General features: G+C 62.6%; 23 protein-coding genes and 1 riboswitch. Of the genes, 11 read left to right on the plus strand and 12 right to left on the minus strand.

The features are described from left to right. Positions 1-91: 91 nt before the first annotated feature. Entirely contained in the window at positions 92-2,149 is a 2,058-nt protein-coding gene (locus E8Q41_RS18895) for a M3 family metallopeptidase (protein ID WP_137157106.1), read from the minus strand. 156 nt (positions 2,150-2,305) lie between these two features. Here E8Q41_RS18895 and E8Q41_RS18900 point away from each other — a divergent pair, with 156 nt between their 5' ends. Together E8Q41_RS18900 and E8Q41_RS18905 are read left to right on the plus strand one after the other, a co-directional pair. Continuing rightward, positions 2,306-2,779 carry a MarR family transcriptional regulator gene (locus E8Q41_RS18900; protein WP_137157107.1) on the plus strand — a complete coding sequence of 158 codons (474 nt, stop codon included), beginning with the start codon at positions 2,306-2,308 and terminating at the stop codon, positions 2,777-2,779. A gap of 11 nt (positions 2,780-2,790) precedes the next feature. After that, a complete protein-coding gene (locus E8Q41_RS18905) occupies positions 2,791-3,972 on the plus strand; it encodes a multidrug effflux MFS transporter (RefSeq protein ID WP_137157108.1) in 1,182 nt (393 codons plus the stop codon). A gap of 56 nt (positions 3,973-4,028) precedes the next feature. Here E8Q41_RS18905 and E8Q41_RS18910 read toward each other — a convergent pair whose 3' ends face one another. Next, positions 4,029-5,252, minus strand: a complete 1,224-nt coding sequence (locus tag E8Q41_RS18910; RefSeq protein ID WP_137157109.1) for an argininosuccinate synthase — start codon at positions 5,250-5,252, stop codon at positions 4,029-4,031. Positions 5,253-5,485: 233 nt separating this feature from the next. Here E8Q41_RS18910 and E8Q41_RS18915 point away from each other — a divergent pair, with 233 nt between their 5' ends. Next, complete coding sequence (locus E8Q41_RS18915; protein ID WP_137157110.1) at positions 5,486-6,349, plus strand: SDR family NAD(P)-dependent oxidoreductase; 864 nt, start codon at positions 5,486-5,488, stop codon at positions 6,347-6,349. 11 nt (positions 6,350-6,360) lie between these two features. After that, positions 6,361-7,002 carry a LysE family translocator gene (locus E8Q41_RS18920; RefSeq protein WP_137157334.1) on the plus strand — a complete coding sequence of 214 codons (642 nt, stop codon included), beginning with the start codon at positions 6,361-6,363 and terminating at the stop codon, positions 7,000-7,002. An 11-nt stretch (positions 7,003-7,013) separates the two neighbouring features. On the opposite strand, the gene E8Q41_RS18925 is transcribed toward E8Q41_RS18920, so the two are convergent. The 6 genes from E8Q41_RS18925 to E8Q41_RS18950 form a co-directional block, all read right to left on the minus strand. Then, positions 7,014-8,285, minus strand: coding sequence for a DUF6596 domain-containing protein (locus E8Q41_RS18925; protein ID WP_137157111.1), 1,272 nt, complete (start codon positions 8,283-8,285; stop codon positions 7,014-7,016). Further along, positions 8,282-8,638: a YciI family protein gene (locus E8Q41_RS18930; RefSeq protein WP_137157112.1), complete on the minus strand. Its 357-nt coding sequence runs from the start codon at positions 8,636-8,638 to the stop codon at positions 8,282-8,284. The genes E8Q41_RS18925 and E8Q41_RS18930 overlap by 4 nt, the downstream gene beginning before the upstream one ends. Before the next feature lie 258 nt (positions 8,639-8,896). Beyond that, on the minus strand, positions 8,897-10,126 hold the full coding sequence (gene rlmN / locus E8Q41_RS18935; protein ID WP_246660253.1) for a 23S rRNA (adenine(2503)-C(2))-methyltransferase RlmN: 1,230 nt from the start codon (positions 10,124-10,126) through the stop codon (positions 8,897-8,899). A gap of 211 nt (positions 10,127-10,337) precedes the next feature. Continuing rightward, positions 10,338-10,847 (minus strand): invasion associated locus B family protein, encoded by a 510-nt coding sequence (locus E8Q41_RS18940; RefSeq protein ID WP_137157114.1) that lies wholly within the window; start codon positions 10,845-10,847, stop codon positions 10,338-10,340. A gap of 224 nt (positions 10,848-11,071) precedes the next feature. Then, positions 11,072-11,467 (minus strand): YkvA family protein, encoded by a 396-nt coding sequence (locus E8Q41_RS18945; RefSeq protein WP_137157115.1) that lies wholly within the window; start codon positions 11,465-11,467, stop codon positions 11,072-11,074. Positions 11,468-11,518: 51 nt separating this feature from the next. Beyond that, positions 11,519-11,818 carry a 4a-hydroxytetrahydrobiopterin dehydratase gene (locus E8Q41_RS18950; protein WP_137157116.1) on the minus strand — a complete coding sequence of 100 codons (300 nt, stop codon included), beginning with the start codon at positions 11,816-11,818 and terminating at the stop codon, positions 11,519-11,521. Positions 11,819-11,847: 29 nt separating this feature from the next. Between E8Q41_RS18950 and E8Q41_RS18955 the strand changes: the two genes are divergently transcribed. Then, a complete protein-coding gene (locus tag E8Q41_RS18955) occupies positions 11,848-12,339 on the plus strand; it encodes a low molecular weight protein-tyrosine-phosphatase (RefSeq protein WP_137157117.1) in 492 nt (163 codons plus the stop codon). A gap of 7 nt (positions 12,340-12,346) precedes the next feature. Here E8Q41_RS18955 and thpR read toward each other — a convergent pair whose 3' ends face one another. Both thpR and E8Q41_RS18965 read right to left on the minus strand, forming a co-directional pair. Next, positions 12,347-12,925 (minus strand): RNA 2',3'-cyclic phosphodiesterase, encoded by a 579-nt coding sequence (gene thpR / locus E8Q41_RS18960; RefSeq protein ID WP_137157118.1) that lies wholly within the window; start codon positions 12,923-12,925, stop codon positions 12,347-12,349. 98 nt (positions 12,926-13,023) lie between these two features. Then, positions 13,024-13,671, minus strand: coding sequence for an arylesterase (locus E8Q41_RS18965; RefSeq protein WP_137157119.1), 648 nt, complete (start codon positions 13,669-13,671; stop codon positions 13,024-13,026). A 75-nt stretch (positions 13,672-13,746) separates the two neighbouring features. Between E8Q41_RS18965 and E8Q41_RS18970 the strand changes: the two genes are divergently transcribed. The 4 genes from E8Q41_RS18970 to E8Q41_RS18985 all read left to right on the plus strand — a co-directional run bounded on the left by E8Q41_RS18970 (position 13,747) and on the right by E8Q41_RS18985 (position 18,541). Then, positions 13,747-14,427, plus strand: coding sequence for an ABC transporter ATP-binding protein (locus tag E8Q41_RS18970; RefSeq protein ID WP_137157120.1), 681 nt, complete (start codon positions 13,747-13,749; stop codon positions 14,425-14,427). Next, positions 14,424-16,979: an ABC transporter permease gene (locus E8Q41_RS18975; protein ID WP_137157121.1), complete on the plus strand. Its 2,556-nt coding sequence runs from the start codon at positions 14,424-14,426 to the stop codon at positions 16,977-16,979. Before E8Q41_RS18970 ends, E8Q41_RS18975 begins: the two co-directional genes overlap by 4 nt. Before the next feature lie 201 nt (positions 16,980-17,180). Then, complete coding sequence (locus E8Q41_RS18980) at positions 17,181-17,927, plus strand: Bax inhibitor-1/YccA family protein (protein ID WP_137157122.1); 747 nt, start codon at positions 17,181-17,183, stop codon at positions 17,925-17,927. A gap of 65 nt (positions 17,928-17,992) precedes the next feature. Next, entirely contained in the window at positions 17,993-18,541 is a 549-nt protein-coding gene (locus E8Q41_RS18985) for a GNAT family N-acetyltransferase (RefSeq protein ID WP_137157123.1), read from the plus strand. A 9-nt stretch (positions 18,542-18,550) separates the two neighbouring features. Here the strand turns inward: E8Q41_RS18985 and E8Q41_RS18990 are convergent, their stop codons facing one another. Together E8Q41_RS18990 and E8Q41_RS18995 are read right to left on the minus strand one after the other, a co-directional pair. Continuing rightward, entirely contained in the window at positions 18,551-18,757 is a 207-nt protein-coding gene (locus E8Q41_RS18990) for a DUF1737 domain-containing protein (protein WP_137157124.1), read from the minus strand. Continuing rightward, entirely contained in the window at positions 18,754-19,650 is an 897-nt protein-coding gene (locus E8Q41_RS18995; protein ID WP_137157125.1) for a CoA ester lyase, read from the minus strand. The genes E8Q41_RS18990 and E8Q41_RS18995 overlap by 4 nt, the downstream gene beginning before the upstream one ends. A gap of 121 nt (positions 19,651-19,771) precedes the next feature. Here E8Q41_RS18995 and E8Q41_RS19000 point away from each other — a divergent pair, with 121 nt between their 5' ends. Next, positions 19,772-20,029 carry a hypothetical protein gene (locus E8Q41_RS19000; RefSeq protein WP_246660246.1) on the plus strand — a complete coding sequence of 86 codons (258 nt, stop codon included), beginning with the start codon at positions 19,772-19,774 and terminating at the stop codon, positions 20,027-20,029. A gap of 109 nt (positions 20,030-20,138) precedes the next feature. Next, positions 20,139-20,981 (plus strand): MoxR family ATPase, encoded by an 843-nt coding sequence (locus E8Q41_RS19005; protein WP_137157126.1) that lies wholly within the window; start codon positions 20,139-20,141, stop codon positions 20,979-20,981. Between the two features lie 83 nt (positions 20,982-21,064). Then, positions 21,065-21,142: riboswitch (SAM riboswitch) on the plus strand. Positions 21,143-21,164: the final 22 nt, after the last annotated feature.

Genomic DNA, 21,164 nt, shown 5'->3' on the forward strand with positions numbered 1-21,164 from the left:
GGGCGTCCGGCGCGCCACACAAACAGGTTTTGATGTCAGCGGGGCAAAGCCCCGATGACGTTTCTCTGACAGTGTGCCATGCGCCGCAGAATCAGGCCGCGAGACCCTTCTTGCGCAGCATCGCCTCCGGGCTCGGCAGCTTGCCGCGAAAATCGATGTAGGCGACTTCCGGATCGACAGAGCCGCCCGAGGCGTAGATATGCTCGCGAAGCTTGGCGGCTGTCTTGGGATCGAAGGCGTCGCCGGTTTCCTCGAAGGCCTCGAAGGCGTCGGCGTCGAGCACTTCCGACCACATGTAGGAATAGTAGCCGGCCGAATAGCCGTCGCCGGAGAAGACATGCTGGAAATGCGGCGTGCGGTGGCGCATGACGATGGAGGAGGGCATGCCGATCTCGGCCAGAACTTCACGCTCCACGGCCATGGGGTCGTCAGCAGGCGCGCGCGTGTGGAAGGCCATGTCGACCAGCGCCGACGATGTGAATTCGACGGTGGCGAAGCCGGCGTTGAAGGTGCGGGCGGCCAAGACCTTGTCGAGCAGCGCCTGCGGCATCGGCTCGCCCGTCTCGTAATGCACCGCATAGGTCTTCAGGATATCGGGAACCGTCAGCCAGTGCTCATAGAGCTGCGACGGCAATTCGACGAAATCGCGCGACACGCCGGTGCCGGAGACGGAGGGGTAGGTCACATTGGACAGCATGCCATGCAAGGCGTGCCCGAATTCGTGGAACAGCGTGCGGGCGTCGTCGAGCGAAAGCAACGCCGGCTTGCCTTCGGCGGGCTTGGCGAAATTGCAGACATTGTAGATGATCGGCAGTTCGCCCTGGGCGCCGTTCTTGAGCGTCAGACGATGCTGGCTCTGGAAGGAACTCATCCAGGCGCCGGAGCGCTTGGAAGGACGGGCGAAATAGTCGCCGAGGAACAGCGCCTTCAAGGAGCCGTCGGCATTGCGGATTTCATAGACCCGGACATCCGGATGATAGCCGGCGACATCGGCCCTGCGGACCGCCTTGATCGCGAACAGGCGTTCGGCGACGGCGAAGCAGGCGTCGATGATCTTTTCGAGCTGGAGATAGGGCTTCAACTCGCTTTCGGAGAAATTGAAGGTGCGGGCGCGCAGTTTCTCGGCATAGTGGCGCCAGTCCCAGGGCTCGACGGCGTGGTTCTTGCCTTCTTCGGCGATGAGACGGGCGAGGTCGCCCTCCTCCTCCAGCGCCTTGGCGCGGGCCTTTTCCCAGACCTGCATCAACAGGCCGTTCACATGATCGGCCGTCTTGGCCATGGTGTTGTCGAGCTTCAGCGCCGCGTAATGCGGGTAGCCCAGCAGCCCGGCCTTTTCGGCGCGCAGCGCCAGCGTCTCGGCGATGATCTGGCGGTTGTCGGTCGCGCCGCCATTTTCGCCGCGGGCGATCCAGGCGCGGAAGGCTGTCTCGCGCAGATCGCGATTGTCGGAGAACGTCAGGAAGGGTTCGATGATCGAACGCGACAGGGTGACGGCGTATTTGCCCTTCTCGCCGCGGCTTTCGGCGGCGGCGGCCATGGCGTCGCGCAGGAAGTCCGGCAGGCCCGCCAGGTCCTCCGCGCTCTCCAGCGGCAGATGCCAGTCCTTCTCGTCGGCCAGCACGTTCTGGCCGAAATTCGTGCCGAGCGTCGAGAGCCGTTCGTTGATTTCGGCAAGGCGCTTCTGCTGCTCCTTGGGGAGTTTCGCGCCCGATTTAACAAAGCCTTTCCAGTGCCGTTCCAGCACGCGGATTTCCTCGAGCGTCAGGCCGAGTTCGTCTTTCTTCGACCAGAGCGTATCGATACGGGCGAACAACGCCTCGTTCTGACCGATCTTGGAATAATGCCGCGACATGACCGGGGAGATCTCGCGCTCGAGCGCCTGGATCACGTCATTGGTGTCGGCGCCGGCCTTGTTCCAGAACAGAGCCGAGACACGGGAGAGCTCGTCGCCGGCGATTTCCAGAGCGATGACGGTGTTGGCGAATGTCGGCGCTTCCAGATTGTTGGCGATGGCGTCGATCTCCGCCTCATGGGCGGCGAGCGCCTGGGTGAAGGCGGCGGCGAAATCCTCGTCCTTGACGGTCTCGAAGCGCGGCAGGCCGTGGGCGCCGCTCCAGGTGAAAATGGCTGGGTTCACTGTGTCGCTCATACCGTCCAATCCTCGCAAATCACTGACGTCTTTTCCCACATATAGGCGCAGTTTTGGCCAAATGGCGATGGGCGGAAAAGAACGGCGAGAAAATCGCCACGCTTGAAACTATCCCGCCCTGATAATAAGTAGAGCTTACTAAATCGCGGAGCTCGCATGACCCAAAGGGACAGTCTCGGATATCTCATGGCGGAGGCGGCCCGGCTGTTGCGCGCGGCCATCGAACGCGAACTCGCCGACGCCGGGCTTGGGCTCACCTCCTCCGAAGCGCGGGCGCTCGCCCATGTCGCCGAACGCGGCGGAGCGCGCCAAGCCGAGATCGCCGAAGCCATGGGCGTCGAGCCGATGACGGTCTGCGCCTATCTCGACCGGCTGGAAAAGGCCGGCTACGTGGAACGGACGCCCGATCCGCGCGACCGTCGCGCCAAGAATGTCCGTACGACCGAGCAGGCGGAGACGGTTCTGGCCGCCGTCCGGTCGCGGGCCGGCGATCTCTATGATCAGCTGTTTTCGGAATTCGACGCGGCTGACAGGGATCGCTTTCTCGATGGCCTCACGCTTCTCCGCAACACTCTCCGGCGTCGGCTCGATGCGCCGCAGGCTAATTGCGACAAGGCTGAGAAAGCGTGAGCCCCGCCCGCATGTCGAGCCTCAGGACCAGCCTGATCGGCGCGCTCTTGATCGCGCTCGGGCCAGTGTCGATGGCGCTCTACACGCCCGCCATGCCTGAACTGGTCAAGGCTTTCGGCACCACCGAGTCGATGATCAAGCTGTCGCTGTCGGTCTATTTCATCGGTTTCGCCTGTGCGCAATTGCTGTCGGGGCCTGCGTCCGACGCCTTTGGGCGACGCAAGGCGAGCCTGTTCTTCCTTGCCATCTATCTCGCCGGCAGCATCGCTGCGGCCATCGCGCCTTCGGTCGAGGCGCTGCTGGTTGCGCGTCTCGTGCAGGGCGTGGGCGCCTCCGTCGGCGTCACCGTGTCGCGCGCCATCGTGCGCGATCAGTTTACCGGCGCGGAAGCCAGCCGCCTGCTCAATATGATCGGCATCATGCTGGCGGTGGGACCGGCGGTAGGGCCGACGCTCGGCGGGCTGGCGCTGGCGCTGTTCGACTGGCGGGCCGTATTTCTGCTGATGGTGATCTTCGGCGCAGCGAGCGCCGCCGTCGTCTTCTTCCTGATGGCGGAAACGACTCGGCCGGACCCGGCGCTCATCCGTCCCGTGCGGCTCGCGAAAGCCTATGGAACGCTGGCGGGCGATCTCCGGGTCCTGTCGTCCGCGCTGGTGCTCGCCGGCGTCGTCGGAGCGCTCTATGCGCAATCGACCATGCTGCCCTTCATCCTGATCAACCGGGTGGGGCTGACGCCGGTCGCCTTCGGTCTGGGCATGCTGATGCAGACCGGCTCCTATTTCGCCGGCAGCGTGGCTTTGCGGCTGGTCTCGCCGCGATTGCCGCCCGGCTGGGCGGTGCGCATCGGGCTCGTTCTCACCGTTGCGGGTGGAGCGGCGATCTTCCTGTCGACCCGTCTCATGGAGCCCAGCTTCCTGTCGATCATGCTGCCGGTGGCGTTCTGTTCCTTCGGGATGGCTTTCGTAATCCCCGACATCACCACGGCGGGCCTGACACCCTATCCGCATTTCGCCGGCACGACCGCCGCGCTGATGGGCTTCATCCAGATGGGATCGGGGTTCCTGGGCGGGGCCACCGCGGCGTGGATCGGCGATCCACTCGCGGCTTTCGGCTGGATCATTCCGACCATGGAGATCGTGGCGCTCCTCGCCTATCTCGTCTTCACAGCCGCCTGGGCAAGAGCCAGACAATAGAAAACGCCCGCCGCTCGGGGGAGCAGCGGGCGGTGATGACTCACGTGAAACAGGGCTCAGCCCTTGAGGTTGCGCTTGCCGAGCGTGCGCAGGCGCAGCGCGTTGAGCTTGATGAAGCCGGCGGCGTCCTTCTGGTCGTAAGCGCCCTGGTCGTCTTCAAAGGTGACGAGCTGGTCGGAATAGAGCGACTTCGACGATTCACGGCCGATGACCATGACATTGCCCTTGTAAAGCTTCAGCGTCACTTCGCCTTCGACATGCTCCTGGCTCTTGTCGATCAGGGCCTGCAGCATTTCGCGCTCGGGCGAGAACCAGAAGCCGTAATAAATGAGCTCGGCGTAACGCGGCATGATCTCGTCCTTGAGATGGGCCGCGCCGCGGTCGAGCGTGATCGATTCGATGGCGCGGTGCGCCGAAAGCAGGATCGTGCCGCCGGGGGTTTCATAGACGCCGCGGCTCTTCATGCCGACAAAGCGGTTTTCGACCAGATCGAGGCGGCCGATGCCGTTGTCGCGGCCATAGTTGTTCAGCTCGGCGAGCAGCGTCGCCGGGCTCATTTCCACGCCGTTGATCGAGCAGGCGTCGCCCTTGCGGAAGCCGATCTTGATGATCGTGGCCTTGTCGGGCGCGGCTTCCGGCGAAATGGTGCGCATATGCACATATTCGGGGGCTTCCTGGCTCGGATCTTCGAGAACCTTGCCTTCGGAAGAGGAGTGCAGGAGGTTGGCGTCGACGGAGAAGGGGGCTTCGCCCTTCTTATCCTTGGCCACCGGGATCTGGTGCTGTTCGGCGAATTCCAGGAGGTCGGTGCGGCTTTTGAACGACCAGTCGCGCCAGGGCGCGATGATCTTGATGTCGGGGTTCAGCGCATAGGCGGAGAGTTCGAAGCGGACCTGGTCGTTGCCTTTGCCGGTCGCGCCATGGGCGATGGCGTCGGCGCCGGTCTTCTTGGCGATCTCGATCAGATGCTTGGAGATCAGCGGGCGGGCGATGGAGGTGCCGAGCAGATAGACGCCTTCATAGACGGCATTGGCGCGGAACATCGGGAAGACGAAGTCGCGGACGAATTCCTCGCGGACATCCTCGATGAAGATTTCCTTGATGCCCAGCATCTCGGCCTTCTTGCGGGCCGGCTCCAGCTCTTCGCCCTGGCCGAGATCGGCGGTGAAGGTCACGACTTCGGCGCCGAGTTCGGTCTGCAGCCATTTCAGGATGATCGAGGTGTCGAGGCCGCCGGAATAGGCGAGAACGACTTTCTTCACGTCTTTGGGAAGCGCCATGGCAAAAATCCATCAGGGTTTCGAGATATCGGGGGTCTTTTAGCCCTATTGGCGGCAGTTTCAAGCCCGGGGGCGGCGGCGAGTGGGCTCAGACGCGGCGAAAAGCGAACAAAACCGCCGGTATGGAAGGGCGGGTGGCGGCGGCCGCCGCTTTCGGCTACGAAAAAGGGAACAGGCGCGAGCCCCAGCCATTATCCGGGTTCTGCGCAAGGACAAGCCAAGGGAGGCCCTTCATGAGCGACAACGCGCTTCACCCCGTCTTCAAATCAGGCGCCACCGCCGTCGTCACCGGCGCGGCTTCCGGCATCGGGCTCGCCGCCGCCAAGCGTTTCGCCGAACTCGACATGAATGTCGTGCTGGCCGATCTCGGCGGTGACCGGTTGGTCGAGGCGGAAAAGACGGTGATCGCGATCTCGCCGCGCGGCCAGGATGCGGTGGCGGCGATCCCCACCGATGTGTCGAGCCTGCCCGAGATCGAGATCCTGTCGGAAGATGCGGAAGCCCGCTTCGGCAAGGTGCATGTGGTCATGAACAATGCCGGCATCCAGCCCGGCAGCGCGCTGTTCGGCCCGCTCGAGAATTGGGAAAAAGTGTTCCACGTGAATCTCTGGGGCGTGATCCATGGCAGCCGCGTCTTCGGCCGGAAAATGCTGGCGCATGGCGAAGCCGGGCTGATCATCAACACCGGCTCCAAGCAGGGCATCACCACGCCGCCGGGCGATCCTGCCTACAACACCGCCAAAGCCGGCGTGAAGGCTTTCACGGAGGCGCTCGCGCATGACCTGCGCAATGTCGAGGGTGGCGCGCTGTCGGCCCATCTCCTCATTCCGGGCTTCGTTTTCACCAGTCTCACCGCCAATGGCCGCAGCGAAAAGCCTGCCGCCGCCTGGACGCCGGAACAGACCGTCGATTTCATGATGGACAGCTTGACGCGCGGCGATTTCTATATTCTCTGCCCCGACAATGATGTGCCGCGCGAACTCGATGAAAAGCGCATCTTCTGGGCCGCGCATGACATCATCGACAACCGCCCGCCGCTCAGCCGCTGGCATCCCGATTATGCCGACAAGTTCAAGGCGTTTCTCGCCGGAGAGTGATCCCTGTCATGATGGAGTTCCTGCCCAGCCTCGCCACGCTTCTGACCTTTACCGGCATGTGCTGGGTGCTGGCGATCACGCCGGGGCCTGACATGACGATTTCGATCAGCCGGGCGCTGTCGGACGGCAAGGCGGGCGGGATCATGGTGGTGCTGGGCACCTCCAGCGGCATTGTCATTCATACGCTGCTGGTGGCCTTCGGCGTCTCTGCGCTGATCGTGGCGTCGCCGACAGCCTTCCTGATCCTGAAGACGGGCGGGGCCGGCTATCTGGTGTGGCTGGCCTTCCAGGCGGTCCGGCATGGCTCCAGCCTGTCGGTCAAGAAGGCCGAGGGGCCTGCCAAATCAGGCCTCGCCAATTTCCTGTCGGGCTTCATGGTCAACCTCATGAATCCCAAGGTCATCATCTTCTTCATGACCTTCCTGCCGCAATTCGTCACCGCAAACGATCCGCATGTGACGGGCAAGCTGATCTTTCTCGGCTTCTGGTTCATCCTGGTCGGCATGCCGGTCAACCTGATCATCGTGCTGACGGCCGAAAAGCTGGCCGGCTGGCTCGCCGCCAACCGCAAGGTTTTGCGCGGCATCGACTACACTTTCGCCGGCGTCTTTTCACTGTTCGCCGTCAAGATCTTCATGACCCAGGCGCGCTGAGCCCGGATCTTTCAGACCCCTTGCTTACATTCCTGCAGACGGCGTTCGAGAAAGCCGCGTTCAGCAGCGTTCTGCGATAGATCGCGTGCGATGGAAAAGGCGAGCGCCGCTTCCGACAGTTTACCTGTCCGCATCAAGAGATCCGCATGGGCGGCGTGAAACGGCTGATAGCCGCCGAGCAGGCGTCCCAGCGGTTCCAGAGCCGTGAGGGCCTGTTCAGGGCTTTTTGCGAAGGACAGGGCGACAATGCGATTGAGTTCGAAGATCGGATTGCTGAAGCGGCCTGCCAAAAAGTCGTAGAGCGCCAGAATCTGTGGCCAGTCGGTCTGGGCGAAGCTCGGCGCTTCCGCATGCAGGGCCGCGATCGCCGCCTGCAACTGGTAAGGCCCCGGCGTTCCCCGCTTCAGCGCCTCTTCGATGACGCGCCGGCCTTCGTCGATCTCGTCCAGGCGCCATAGCCGCCGATCCTGATGTTCCAGCGTAGCGAGCGATCCATTCGCAGACAGCCGGGCGTCGCGGCGGGCGTGATGCAGCAGCATCAGAGCGAGGAGGCCTTCGACCTCGCTTTCAGCCGGCGCCAGCGATGTCAGTAGCCGGGCGATCCGGATCGCCTCTGCGCAAAGGTCGGCGCGCAGCAGATGCTCGCCGGAGGAGGCGTAGCCCTCGTTGAACATCAGGTAGACGACGGCCAGCACATTCTCCAGCCGTTCACGCCAGTCCTCAGGTCCGGGAACCTGATAGGCGATGCCGGCTTTGGCGATCTTGTGGCGGGCGCGGACCAATCTTTGCGCCATGGCGTCTATCGTATCGAGAAAGGCGTCGGCCACCTCCTCCGTCTTGAGGCTGCAGATCGACCTGAGCGTGAGCGCGACGCTGGTTTTCCGGTCGAGGGCGGGATGGCAGCAGGTGAAGATCAGCGCCAGCCGTTCGTCGCGGAAGAAATCTCGCTCCTCTTCCTCCTCCGTACGGGGTTCGGCGAGCATGTCGTAGAGCCGGCCGATATCGGACGATTTACGGCTGAAATTTTGGGCGCGACGCAGGCGGTCGAGCGCCTTTCGCCGCGCCGCGCGCATCAGCCAGCCTGTGGGCGAATGGGGAAGGCCGACCCGTCGCCAATGCAGGAGCGCGGCTTCGACCGCGTCCTGCAGGCTGTCTTCGGCCAGCTGGAAGTTTCGCAAGACGCTGACGAGGCCCGACAGAAGGCGACCGCCATCCCGACGCATCACCGCATCCAGCGTGGAAGCGACGTGGTCCTTATCATCGCCTTGCGCTACAGCCGTCATCCCGCGTCGAAAATCATCAGTGGTCGCACTTCGACGGCGCCGCTTGCGGCATGCGGGATCATCGCGGCGAATTTCACCGCCTCGTCGAGATCCTTGCAATCGAGAATATAGAAGCCGCCGAGCTGTTCCTTGGTTTCGGCGAAAGGGCCGTCCATGGTTTCTGTCTTGCCGCCGCGCACCCGCACCGTCGTCGCCGTCATCGGCGGCTGCAGGGCGTCGCCGCCGACATATACGCCCGCCTCCGCATAGGCCTTGTTGCAGGCGTCGTATCCGGCCATCATCTTTCCAAATTCGGGCGTGTTGGGACGCTCGTCGGTTTCCGGATTGGTGTAGATCAGCGCGATATATTTCATATGGATCTCCTGTTTTCCGTCGCGGCCGCGGCGCGATCATCATGCGGCGAGACAAGGACGAACAGACTTTTGCGGATCGACATCGTCCCGAGAAGATTTTTGAAAAAACCGGAATACGCACGCTTACGCCCCCCGCCAGGCCTCTCGCCGGAGAGCCAGCATCTTAAAATCACGGAAAAAAGAAAAGAGCGCATGCCAAAATAGAAACGCGACCCGTTTCCGGATCGCGTCAAATTTTTCGTCTGGCTGCAGAGTTTATCAGTCGTCTTCGCCGTGATTGGCGATCATCATCGCTTCGAAGGCGAGGCGCTCGGTCTTGCGCATGCGCTCGGATTCCGACTTCAGCTGGCCGCAGGCGGCGAGAATGTCCCGGCCGCGCGGGGTGCGGATCGGGCTTGCATAGCCGGCCTGGTTGATGAAATCGGCGAAGGCCTCGATCGTTTCCCAGTCCGAGCATTCGTATTTCGAACCCGGCCAGGGATTGAAGGGAATGAGATTGATCTTCGCCGGCACGCCCTTGAGCAGCTTGATCAGGTTCTTGGCGTCTTCCAGGCTGTCGTTCACGCCTTTGAGCATCACATATTCGAAGGTAATGCGGCGAGCGTTGGAGAGACCGGGATAGGCGCGGCAGGCCTCCATCAGCTCCTTGAGCGGATATTTCTTGTTGATCGGCACGAGCTTGTCGCGCAGCTCATCATTCGTGGCGTGCAGCGAAATCGCCAGCATGACGCCCGTCTCCGAACCGGTGCGGTAGATTTCAGGCACGACGCCCGAGGTCGAGAGCGTGATGCGGCGCTTGGACAGCGACAGGCCGTCGCCATCGGAGGCGACGAGCAAAGCGCGCTTCACGTTTTCGAAATTGTAGAGCGGCTCGCCCATGCCCATCATGACGATATTGGTGACCTTGCGGCCCTCGGCCGGCACGATCGCGCCCTGCGGCGCTTCACGATCCGGGAAATCGCCGAGCCGGTCGCGGGCGAGCAGCAGCTGCGAGATGATTTCTTCAGATGTCAGGTTGCGCACCAGACGCTGCGTGCCGGTGTGACAGAAATCGCAAGTCAGCGAACAGCCGACCTGCGAGGAAATGCAGAGCGTGCCGCGGCCCTCTTCGGGAATATAGACGGTTTCGACCTCGACGGGGCGGCCCGCGCCGCGCGGCGGAAAGCGCAGGAGCCATTTGCGCGTGCCGTCGTTGGAAATCTGTTCTTCGACGATTTCGGGGCGCGCAATGGTGAAATGCGTCTTCAGAAGCTGGCGCAAGTCCTTCGACACATTGAGCATGTGGTCGAAATCGGAAATGCCGCGAATATAGAGCCAGTGCCAGACCTGCTGCACGCGCATCTTCGCCTGGCGCTGCGGCACGCCTTTCTCGACCAGCGCCTCGGCCAGTTCCTCGCGGGTGAGGCCGATCAGCGTCGGGCGGTTTTCGAACGAGAGCGCGTCCGGCAAAACAGTGGTCGGAGCCGACGGGCTCACGGCGGTCATCATATCCATGGCAGAATTCCCTGAGCGGCCCGCCCGGCGTCGTCCGGAAGAGGATCGCGGCGCGGCCTTGCCCTCATATCGGGCGTTTGGCGAGCGCCATATCACGGAAAGACGGGAAAGTCACCCCGTCAGGCGGGTGGTAATTGCAGACGCCTTGGCATGGTAAAGGCCGGACGCAGGGCGTCCGGCCTCATCATCTTGCTCGAAAATCGTATTACTGGCAGTTTTCGATCTTCTTGAGCGCCGCCGAGATGCCGGCGAGCGAGAAGACATATCCCGTCTTTGTGCCCTTGCGGGACACGGCGCCCATTGTCATCGATTTGCCGGAGCGCATGGCCTGCACCAGCGCCGGCTCTTCGGCGGCGTTTTCCAACCAGGCGGATTTGCCCTTGGTGAACATGGTGAAAGACCGGTCGTCGATCTTCACGTTGACCTTGGAGCCGGCCTGCAGTTCATAGCCGAGCATGGCCTGCGGCTCATAGGAGATGTTCTGGCCGGGACGCTGCGTCACCAGGAAAAAGATGTCTCCATGGTCGACATTGGCGGGCGTCAGCTGCTTGGGATCCGGCACGGTCAGCACGTAGCAAACCTTGCCGCTGCCGCCCTGATAGAAATAAGCGCCCCACGCCTTGAACTGCTCGATGCGCGTCGGCGCCTGGGCGTAAGCGGACGTGGCGATGGCCGTGACGGCCAGAAGGGCGGCAGTCAGTGTTTTCGCAAACATGATTTCCTTCCGATAGACTCAGGGACCGGCGCGACGCGCGCGCCCTCTTTGCGGTCATTATGCCTTTATTCAGGTTACCAAACTCTCAACGACTGTCGCGCATCGAAACAGAAGCGCCGCGGGCGCGATGTCGTCCACAAGTCATGGGGCGAGCCGAAACGCGACCCGCCTCTCGCGACTGAGAGCAGGAATTGGGCGAGATTGGGGCGATTTTCCTGCGCCACTCATCCTTTCTCAGGGGATGGCGTGAGATGTTCATGGCTCAGCGCCGCATCGGCCCGGTCGAAATGCTCGGGTTTCAGCGAACTGCGCACGGCCGCGATCGCCGCGGCGAGCACCGCGATATCGTCGCTGAAGCCGACGACGGCCAGAAGATCGGGAATCGTGTCGAAGGGCAGGATGAAATAAGCGAGCGCGCCGAGCAGGATCGCTTTCACGCGCCGGGGCGTGGTGGGATCGATGGCGCAGTAGTAGCTCGCCACGACATCGCGTGCGAAAGGCAGCCGGGAAAACGCCTTTTTCAGCACGGGCCAGAAGCGCGCGCGCACCTTTGCTTCGCGCTTTTCCGTCTCCGCCTCTTCTCCGGGCAGCAGAATTTCACCGATTTTGATGTCGTCCATAGCAGATCCTCGACCCTTTCAACTCATGATATGGGAGAGAAGTTTCGCCATTCAATGCCGGCGGGCGACCTTGTCCATGAAGGAGGCGAGCTTGGTGTCGAGCTCGGTCAGCCCCTTGGCGGAATGGGTTGTCAGTCTGACATCGACATTCCGGTAGACATTGCTCCATTCGGGATGGTGGTCGATCTTTTCGGCGTAAACGGCGCATTCCGCCATGAAGCCGAAGGCAGCGGCGAAATCGGCGAAGCGGAACTGCCGGGATATGGCGTCGCCGGTCTCGGCCAGCGTCCAGCCGTTGAGTTCTTGTAGAGCCCCGTCGATCTCGCTACGGGTAAGTCTATCGCGCGGCATGTCTCGCCTCCTCATCGCATCGGATCGCCATGGATCATCGCAAGATTCTGTTCGTCTGTCTCGGCAATATCTGCCGTTCCCCCCTCGGAGAAGGCATTCTTCGCCATCAGGCCGAGGCGCGGGGATTGTCGCGCCTCGTCTCGACCGATTCGGCCGGCACCGGCGGCTGGCATCAGGGCGAAGCGCCCGATCGACGCTCGATTGCGGTCGGCCGCCAACATGGCGTGGACATATCCACGCTGCGGGCGCGAAAATTGAAGACCAGTGATTTCACCGGTTTCGACATGATCTTCGCCATGGACCGCAGCAATCTGCGCGATATCGTCCGCGTCGCCCCGCATGATTCGAGCGCCGACATCCATCTGTTCATGGATTTCGTCAGCGGTGAACAGCGTGATGTGCCCGATCCCTATTACGGCGACGAGCGGGATTTTCAGGACGTCTATGCGATGCTTGACGCGGGTTGCGCCAAGCTTCTTGATTTCCTTCATCCCGATAGCCGCCCCGCTGGGGCGAGCTGAGGCCTGGTTACGGCCTGAGCTCCAGCGTCGCTCCCGGCGATTTCAGCCGGGGAATATCGAGCGGATAGGCTTCCTCGACCACATAGGGCCCGCCGCCGACCGAATCGCGCGAGGACATCACGACGAAGCGGGTGACGGTGAAAGGTCCGGCCGCGAAATTGCCGCGCCCGTTCATGTAATGAACGACATCGTCCACCCGGGCGTTCTTCAGTCGCGCCAAAGTGACATGCGGGGTGAATTTGCGGGGTTCGGGCGGCAGCCCGATGCGCTGGCAGACGCGTTCGATTTCGGCCTGCAGGGCGTTGAGCTGAGCCGAAGGCTGCACGCCGGCCCAGATGCTATGGGGTTTCTTGGAGCCGAACAGCCCGGTGCCGACCAGCGACACGTCGAACTGGGTGCGGTGGACGCGATCAAGACCGTTGATCAGGTCATCGGCGGTACGATGATCGACGTCGCCGATGAAGCGCAGGGTGATATGAAAATTCTCCCTGTCGATCCAACGCGCTCCGGGAAGTCCACCCCGCAATAGTGACAGGCTCAAAGCTGCGCTTTGCGGGATTTCGAGGGCGGTGAACAATCTCGGCATGACGAGCTCCTCGAATCGCTTCTCTGACTTCAAGCGAATCATTAATTCGCGGCCAGCGCAATTGATGTTTCCACTTTATCCCGCAGCGCATAAAAATTTCATGAACCGAGGCTTTTGAGAAACATCTCTGCTACCGGGAGAAACTTGTCCGCCATCACGTCCGTTCCCTTGCCATTCGGATGCATGCGATCCTCGAGTTGCAGGGAAGCGTCGAGGGCCACCCCATCGAGCACGAAGGGATAGAGCGCCACGCCATATTTCTTGGCGAGTTCCGGATAGATGGGGTTGAAGGCGGCCGCGAAATCCTTGCCGAGATTGGGCGGCGCGATCATGCCCATCATCACCACCGGGATCTTGCGCTCCTTCAGGCGCGCCAGAATGGCGTCGAGATTTTTGCGGGTCTCTTCTGGCGGCAGGCCGCGCAGCGCGTCGTTCGCTCCGAGTTCGAGAATGACGCCGTCGGTTCCGTCTGGCACCGACCAGTCCAACCGGGCGAGGCCGTCGGCCGTGGTGTCGCCGGAGACGCCGGCATTGGTGATCGTCACGTCGAAGCCTTTGTCCTTCAGTCTCTTTTCCAAGCGGGCGGGAAAGGCCTCGTCCGGCGGCAGCTGATAGCCCGCCATCAGCGAATCGCCGAGGCCGACCAGATTGATCGGTTCGGCGCGCGCCGCCGTACCTAATCCCGAGAGTATCGCGGCGAGGCCGGCCAGAGATAACAAAGTCTTGAACGCGGCTTTAAATCTCATCGGGCGTCTCCTACCTTGCTATGCGGAAAAAGAGGCGGCTTGCGCCTCGTCAAAAAGATATAGGACCGGCGCCCCGTGGTTGAAACCATCATCGAGCTGAAAAACGCGGATCTGACTTTGGGGGAGGGGGCGAGCGCGGTGCATGTGCTGAAGGATCTCAGTCTCAGCATAGAAGCCGGAACGTCCAACGGGGTCACCGGGCCCTCCGGTTCCGGCAAGTCGACGCTTCTGATGGTGCTGGCCGGACTTGAGAGCCTCGACGCCGGCGAACTGATCATTGCCGGAGAAGCCCTGCACAAAGCCAGCGAAGATCGGTTGGCCGCCTTTCGCGGCCGCAATATCGGCATCGTCTTCCAGTCCTTCCATCTCATCCCCAATATGACGGCGATCGAGAATGTCGCGGTTCCGCTCGAACTCGCCGGCAACCGCGACGCCTTCGCGATCGCCCAACGCGAATTGGAGGCTGTCGGGCTCGGGGCGCGGCTTCACCACTATCCGGGTCAGCTGTCGGGCGGCGAGCAGCAGCGCGTGGCGCTGGCCCGGGCGCTCGCCCCTTCGCCGAAGCTGCTGATCGCCGACGAGCCGACCGGCAATCTCGATGTCGAGACCGGGCGCCAGATCGCCGATCTGCTGTTCGCCAAGCAGGCCGAGCGCGGCATGACCCTGTTGCTCGTCACCCATGATCCCTCGCTCGCGGCCCGCTGCCAGCGGCAGATCCGCATCCGTTCCGGCCAGATTCTGGATCAGGCCGCATGACGGGCGCGGCATCGCTTCTCAAGGACTGGTCGCTCGCCTGGCGCTTCGCCATTCGTGAAATGCGCGGGGGCCTGAGCGGCTTCAGGATCTTCATTCTCTGCATTCTCCTGGGCACGGCGGCGATCGCCGGCGTCAATTCCGTCGCGGCCTCGATGTCGGAGGCGCTCGAAGGGCGTGGACGCGAGATTCTCGCAGGCGATATCCGTTTCGAACTCAAGCAACGCGAAGCGAATACGGCCGAGCGCGCCTATCTCGACAGTCTCGGCGAGGTCGCGGTCGCCTCCAATATGCGCTCCATGGTGCGCAGCGAGGACAAGACGCGGCAGACGCTGTCCGAACTCAAGGCGGTGGATGGGCTCTACCCGCTCTACGGAAAATTCGTCGCCGATCCCGATCGGCCTCTGGCAGAGTTGCTCGCCGCGCGCGAGGGCGTCTATGGCGCGCTCGCCCAGCCGATGCTGCTCGATCGTCTGGGCTCGAAGGTCGGCGACAGGGTGCTGATCGGCGACATGACCGTCGAGATCCGCGGCCGCATCGTCTCCGAACCGGATCAATTGTCGGACGGATTTGCGCTTGCGCCCCGGCTCCTGATCGCGCGCGAGGCGCTGGTGAAGAGCGGCCTGATGCAGACCGGCAGTCTCGTCGACAACAATTACCGCATCAAGCTGGCGGAAGGGTCAAAGCCCAATGGCCAGATCCGGCGCGAGGCGCAGGCGAAATTCCCCGAAGCCGGCTGGGCGATCCGGGGTTCGGGCAATGCGGCGCCGGCCTTGTCCAACAATATCGAGCGTTTTTCCGAATTTCTGACGCTGGTCGGGCTTGCCGCGCTGGCCGCCGGCGGCGTCGGCGTCGCCAATGCCGTCACCGCCTATCTCGATTCCAAACGCGGCGTGATCGCCTGCTTCAAGAGTCTCGGCGCGCCGGGCCGGCTGATCGTCATGGTCTACATGATCCAGATCCTGCTGATCGCGGTTCTCGCCATCATCGGCGGGCTTGCGGTCGGGGCGGCGATCACACCGGTGGCCGGGTATTTCCTCCAGGATTATATGCCCGTGCCGGAAGGGCTGACGCTTTATCCTCGCGCGCTTGGTCTGGCCGCTCTGTTCGGCCTGCTGATCACGCTCGCCTTTTCGGTGCTGCCGCTCGGCCGCAGCCGCCTCATCAGGGCGACGGAATTGTTCCGCAGCCAGAGCGAGACCGGCTGGCGGCGCGTGCCCGTGCGGTACTATATCGCTGCGGGTCTGGTGTTTCTGGCGGTCGGGGCTCTGGCTGTGCTTTCGGCCGACCAACGCTTCCTGGCCTTCGTCTTCGTCGCCTCGACTGCCGGCGCTTTTCTCGTGCTCCGGCTGGTCGCCTATGGCGTCGCGGCGCTGGCCCGACGGGTGCGCAAGGTTCAGTCGGCGACGCTCAGGCTGGCGATCGGCAATATTCATCGCCCCGGCGCGCTGACGGCGTCGGTTATCCTGTCGCTCGGGCTCGGGCTGACGCTTCTGTCGGCGCTCGCGCTGATCGAGGGAAATCTGCGCGGCAGCCTCGCCGGCGCGATGGCGGAGAAAGCGCCCAATTTCTTCTTCGTCGACATTCAGAGCCGCGATATCGACGGTTTCAAATCCGTGCTGGACAAGGCCGCCCCGGGCGGCGAGGTCAGGAGCGTGCCGATGTTGCGCGGCCGCATCCTCGCTTTCAACGGCGAGGATGTGCAGAAGCGCAACGTGCCGCAAGAGGCGCGCTGGGTGCTGCAGGGCGATCGCGGCATCACCTATTCGGAGACGGTGCCGGAGAATTCCCGCGTCGAGGAAGGCGCCTGGTGGGACAAGGATTACAGCGGCGAACCTCTGGTGTCTTTCGCCAGCGAAGAAGGTCATCAGTTGGGTCTCAAGATCGGCGATACGGTGACCGTCAATGTTCTCGGCCGCAACATCACCGCGAAAATCGCCAATTTCCGTGCGGTGGAATGGCGCTCCATGTCGATCAATTTCGTGATGGTCTTTTCGCCCAACACCTTCAAGGGCGCGCCGCATGCCTGGCTCGCGACCCTGACCGACCACGCCGCCACGCCCGCCGTCGAGCAAGGGGTGATGCGCTCGGTCACCAACGCCTATCCCGGAATCACCTCGATCCGCGTCAAGGACGCGCTCGACATCGCCTCCGATCTCGTCGGCCAATTGGCCACCGCGGTGCGCGCCGCTTCCTCCATCGCCTTGGTTGTGTCGGTGTTGGTGCTGTCCGGCGCGATCGCCGCCGGCAACCGGGCCCGCATTCATGATGCAGTGGTGCTGAAGACGCTCGGCGCCCGGCGCTCGATGCTGATGCGCGCCTATTTCTACGAATATGCGCTGCTTGGTCTGTCGGCCTCGGTGTTCGCGCTGGCCGCGGCTTCCGTAGCCTCCTGGTATGTGGTCACGGAAATCATGGAACTGCCGTTCCGCTTCCTGCCGGGGGCGGCGCTCTGGACGCTGGCCGTGGCGCTGATCGTGACCGCCGGCACCGGTTTTCTCGGCACCTGGCGGGTCTTGGGACAGAAGGCGGCGCCGGTCCTGCGCGAACTTTGACGGAGTGACGGCGGCTTCTTCCGCGCCGCCTTTACCATGGGTTGAAGAAGCTTGCGCATTTGTCATGCATTCGGGCTTGCCAGCGGCAGCGCCGGGTCCCATATTCATGCCATGCTTGCTGGAGCTCCGCGAGCTGCGCCGGCGTTCCTCTTGATCGAGGCGACCAGGCGGATCAACATCGGAGCTTTGTTAGAGGAAACCATGGCTGACTTGAGAGACTTTCAAACCCGAATGAGCAATCCCGCCGCGGCGCGCGCGGATGCCGATATCGACCAGGGTCTGCGCTCTTATATGCTCCGCGTCTATAACCTGATGGCGCTGGGCGTGGCGCTGACGGCGGTCGTCGCCTATGCCTTCTCCGCAATGGCGGTGTCTGGCGGACAGCTGACCGCTTTCGGTCAGGCGATCTATATGAGCCCGCTGAAATATGTGGTGATGTTCGCGCCGTTGGCTCTGGTGTTCTTCCTGTCCTTCCGGATTGAACGGATGAGCCTCGCTACCGCGCAGATGACCTTCTGGGCCTATGCTGCGCTGGTCGGCGCGTCGCTGTCGTCGATCTTCCTCGTCTATACCGACGCCTCGATCGTGCAGACCTTCGCCGTGACCGCGGCCTCGTTCGGCGCGCTGTCGCTTTACGGCTACACCACCAAGCGCAGCCTGTCTGGCATGGGCTCGTTCCTGATGATGGGCCTGTTCGGCCTGATCATCGCCACGGTGGTCAATATCTTCCTGAAGTCCTCCGCTCTCGATTTCGCCGTTTCCGTCATGGGCGTGCTGATCTTCGCCGGCCTGACCGCCTGGGACACGCAGCGGATCAAGGAAATGTACTGGGAAGCCGATGGCGTCGAAGTCGCCGGCAAGAAGGCCGTCATGGGCGCTCTCAACCTCTACATGGACTTCATCAACCTCTTCCTTTTCCTGTTGCGCTTCCTGGGCAACCGCGAGTAAGACCCGAAGAGGTCATGACATCGAAGGGCGGCAGTCATGCCGCCCTTTTCTTTTGCGAGGCAGCCATGAAGATCAGCCTGCGCGACGCCATCGTCGCCGATATTCCCGCCATCACCGCGATCTATCGCGAGTCGGTGCTCAACGGCATCGGCACCTATGAGCTCGAGCCCCCCTCCGAAGCCGAAATGCTGGCTCGCTTCGAAACGGTCACCGGCCAGAATTTTCCCTATCTCGTGGCGGTCAACGCATCAGGCAATATCGTCGGCTACGCCTATGGCTCGCCCTTCCGCACCCGTCCGGCCTATCGCTATCTCGTCGAGGATTCGATCTATGTGGCCGCCGATGGTCGCGGCCTTGGCGTCGGCTCGACATTGCTCGACGCTCTGATGAGCCGCTGCGCCGAACTCGGATTGCGCCAGATGATCGCCGTGATCGGCGGAGGCAATCCCGCTTCGGTGGCGCTGCATGAAAAAGCCGGCTTCAAGCATGTCGGCCGCATGCCTGCTTCCGGCTTCAAGTTTGGCCAGTGGGTCGACACGGTGCTGATGCAGCTGGAACTCGGCGAAGGCGCAACCACGCTTCCCTCGGCCGAGCCGAACCTGCGTCAGCCCTGATCTTCCGGCTTACTGTTCGGAAAGCTTGATGTCCGGGTTATAGTCCTTGCCCGGAACATCCTTCACCACGGCCTGACCGGCCATCATCTGGCCGGTAGCGTTGTTGAAGGTGAGCGACGGCGACCCATGCAGGTCCCAGCCCTTGTTGAGCGCGTCGGTGACGCGGTGGCAGAAGGAGGAGTCGTCGGGGCCGGTGAGGAAACGATAGACTTTCAAGGATCTCTCCGTGCGATGAGGTCCGCCCGCGCCTTCAGCGCCAGCGCCTGTTCATAATGGAGTCGTTCGACCATGCGGCCGCCGATGTCAAGCGCGTTGAGCCGGTCAGCGCCCGGCGCGCTGAAGCCGGCAATGATCTCCTCTGCCTCTGCAATTTCCGCAGGCGAAGGGCGGTAGCGGGCATTGGCCGCCGGGATCTGGGCCGGATGGATCAGCATCTTGCCGTCAAAACCCATCGCTCTTCCCGTCGCGCATTCCCGGTCGAAGCGCTTGAGATCGCGGAATTCGTTGCACACCGCGTCGATCACCCTGAGCCCGTAGGCGCGGCCCGCCAGCACCACCTGCATCAGCCAGGGTGTGACAAAGGTCCTGTCTGGATCGGGCAGAACGCCGGTCTCCTTGCGGAGATCGTTGAGCCCGACCACCAGCGCATCCAGCCTGCCGCCCGCCGTGCGCCCTGTCTCTGCGATCGCGCCGGCGTTGAGGATCGAGAGCGGCGTTTCCATCATCGCCCAGATGCGGATGGTCTCGGGCGCGTCGTTGTCTGCGAGATGGGCCGCGACATCGAGAATGTCCGAGGGCGAACGCACTTTCGGGATCAGAACGGCGTCGGGGCTGGTCTCCAGAACCAGCGCCAGATCCTTCGCTGCATGGCGGGAGGCGAGATCGTTGATGCGGATGATCCGCTCGACGCCATCGATGGCCGGAGCCTTGAAGAAGGCGCGGATCTTGTCGCGCGCGGCGTCCTTCTCGCTTTCGGCGACGGCGTCTTCGAGGTCGAGAATCACTCCGTCCATGGTGAGCGACGGTAATTTGGCGATGGCGCGCTCGTTTGAGCCGGGTAGGCAGAGGATCGAGCGGGATGGCCGCGAGGGGCGAAAAACCTGTGTCATCCGGCATTTATGGCCAATTGGCTGCTTCTGATCAAGAATATCTCGGCGCCGTGCGACGCTCTGACCCTTGCAAAAGACCGCTTTCTCGCCCACATTGGATCGTGAAGGAGTGGTGATTACCATGAAAAGCGTTCGTTCTTTCTTCCTGACCCTGGCCGGCCTGACCATGGTCGCCGTCGCCGCCGTGTTTACCGCATCGATCGGCCTTGCCATGATCGGCGCTCTCGCGGTGCTGGCTTTTGGTCATTGGCTCTCGGCGATGATCGATTCCGGCGCGACGCAACAGCCGGCGCGCGCCTATGCGCGCTACCGCGCGCGCCAGCGCGAAGAGAGTATGCGCGTCTGGAATGACGGCAAGGGCACCATTATCGACATGTGACGGCGCGGCCGGGCGAGAACCCAGGCCGATCGAAGGCGGACATGCGTTCCGCCTTTTTTGTATCCTCCATCCGCCGCACAAACTATTCTTCAGACGCCCAGAGCCTGACATGCAATTCACCGGAACCGACAGCTATATCGCCGACAAGGACCTGATGGTCGCGGTCAACGCCGCCATCCGTCTGGAGCGGCCATTGCTGGTCAAGGGCGAGCCGGGAACCGGCAAGACCGAACTGGCGCGCCAGATCGCCCAAAGCCTCGGCCTGAAATTCATCGAATGGAACGTCAAGTCGACGACCAAGGCGCAGCAGGGTCTCTACGACTATGACGCCGTTTCGCGGCTGCGCGACAGCCAGCTCGGCGACGCGAGAGTCCAAGACATCCGCAACTATATCCGCAAGGGCAAACTCTGGGAGGCGTTCGAGGCCTCCGAGCGCGTGGTGCTGTTGATCGACGAGATCGACAAGGCCGATATCGAATTCCCCAACGACCTCCTGCAGGAGCTCGACCGGATGGAGTTCCACGTCTACGAGACGAATGAGACGATAAAGGCGCAGCATCGTCCGATCGTGATCATCACGTCGAACAACGAGAAGGAACTGCCGGACGCCTTCCTGCGCCGTTGCTTCTTCCATTTCATTCGCTTTCCCGACGCCGAGACGCTGGCCCGCATCGTCGAGGTGCATTATCCCGGCATCAAGCAGCGTCTCCTGCACTCAGCCCTGACCCGCTTTTTCGAGATCCGCGAAACGCCGGGGCTCAAGAAGAAGCCGTCGACATCCGAAGCGCTCGACTGGATCCGCCTGCTGGTCTCCGAAGACGTCGATCCCGAAACGCTGGCGGCCAATCCCGCCAATGCTCTGCCGCGCTTGCATGGCGCGCTCCTCAAGAACGAGCAGGATGTGCATCTCTTCGAACGGCTCGCCTTCATGGCGCGGCGCGAGATGCGCTAGGGCGAGAGGCCCTGAGCAAGCCTTTCGCCCGTGAAGCGACCTGCTTTCGTCACATTGAAAATTAACGTCGCCCGGTATATGACAGATCAAACCGTGGTGATTTGCCGGCCGGCTTGCAGCCACGTTAAACAATTTGCTAAATAGGGCCACCGCGCAAAGGGGCGAGGGGACCGGCGAATTGTA

Source organism: Rhizobium sp. FKL33 (assembly GCF_005222915.1).
Taxonomy (GTDB): domain Bacteria; phylum Pseudomonadota; class Alphaproteobacteria; order Rhizobiales; family Rhizobiaceae; genus Rhizobium_E.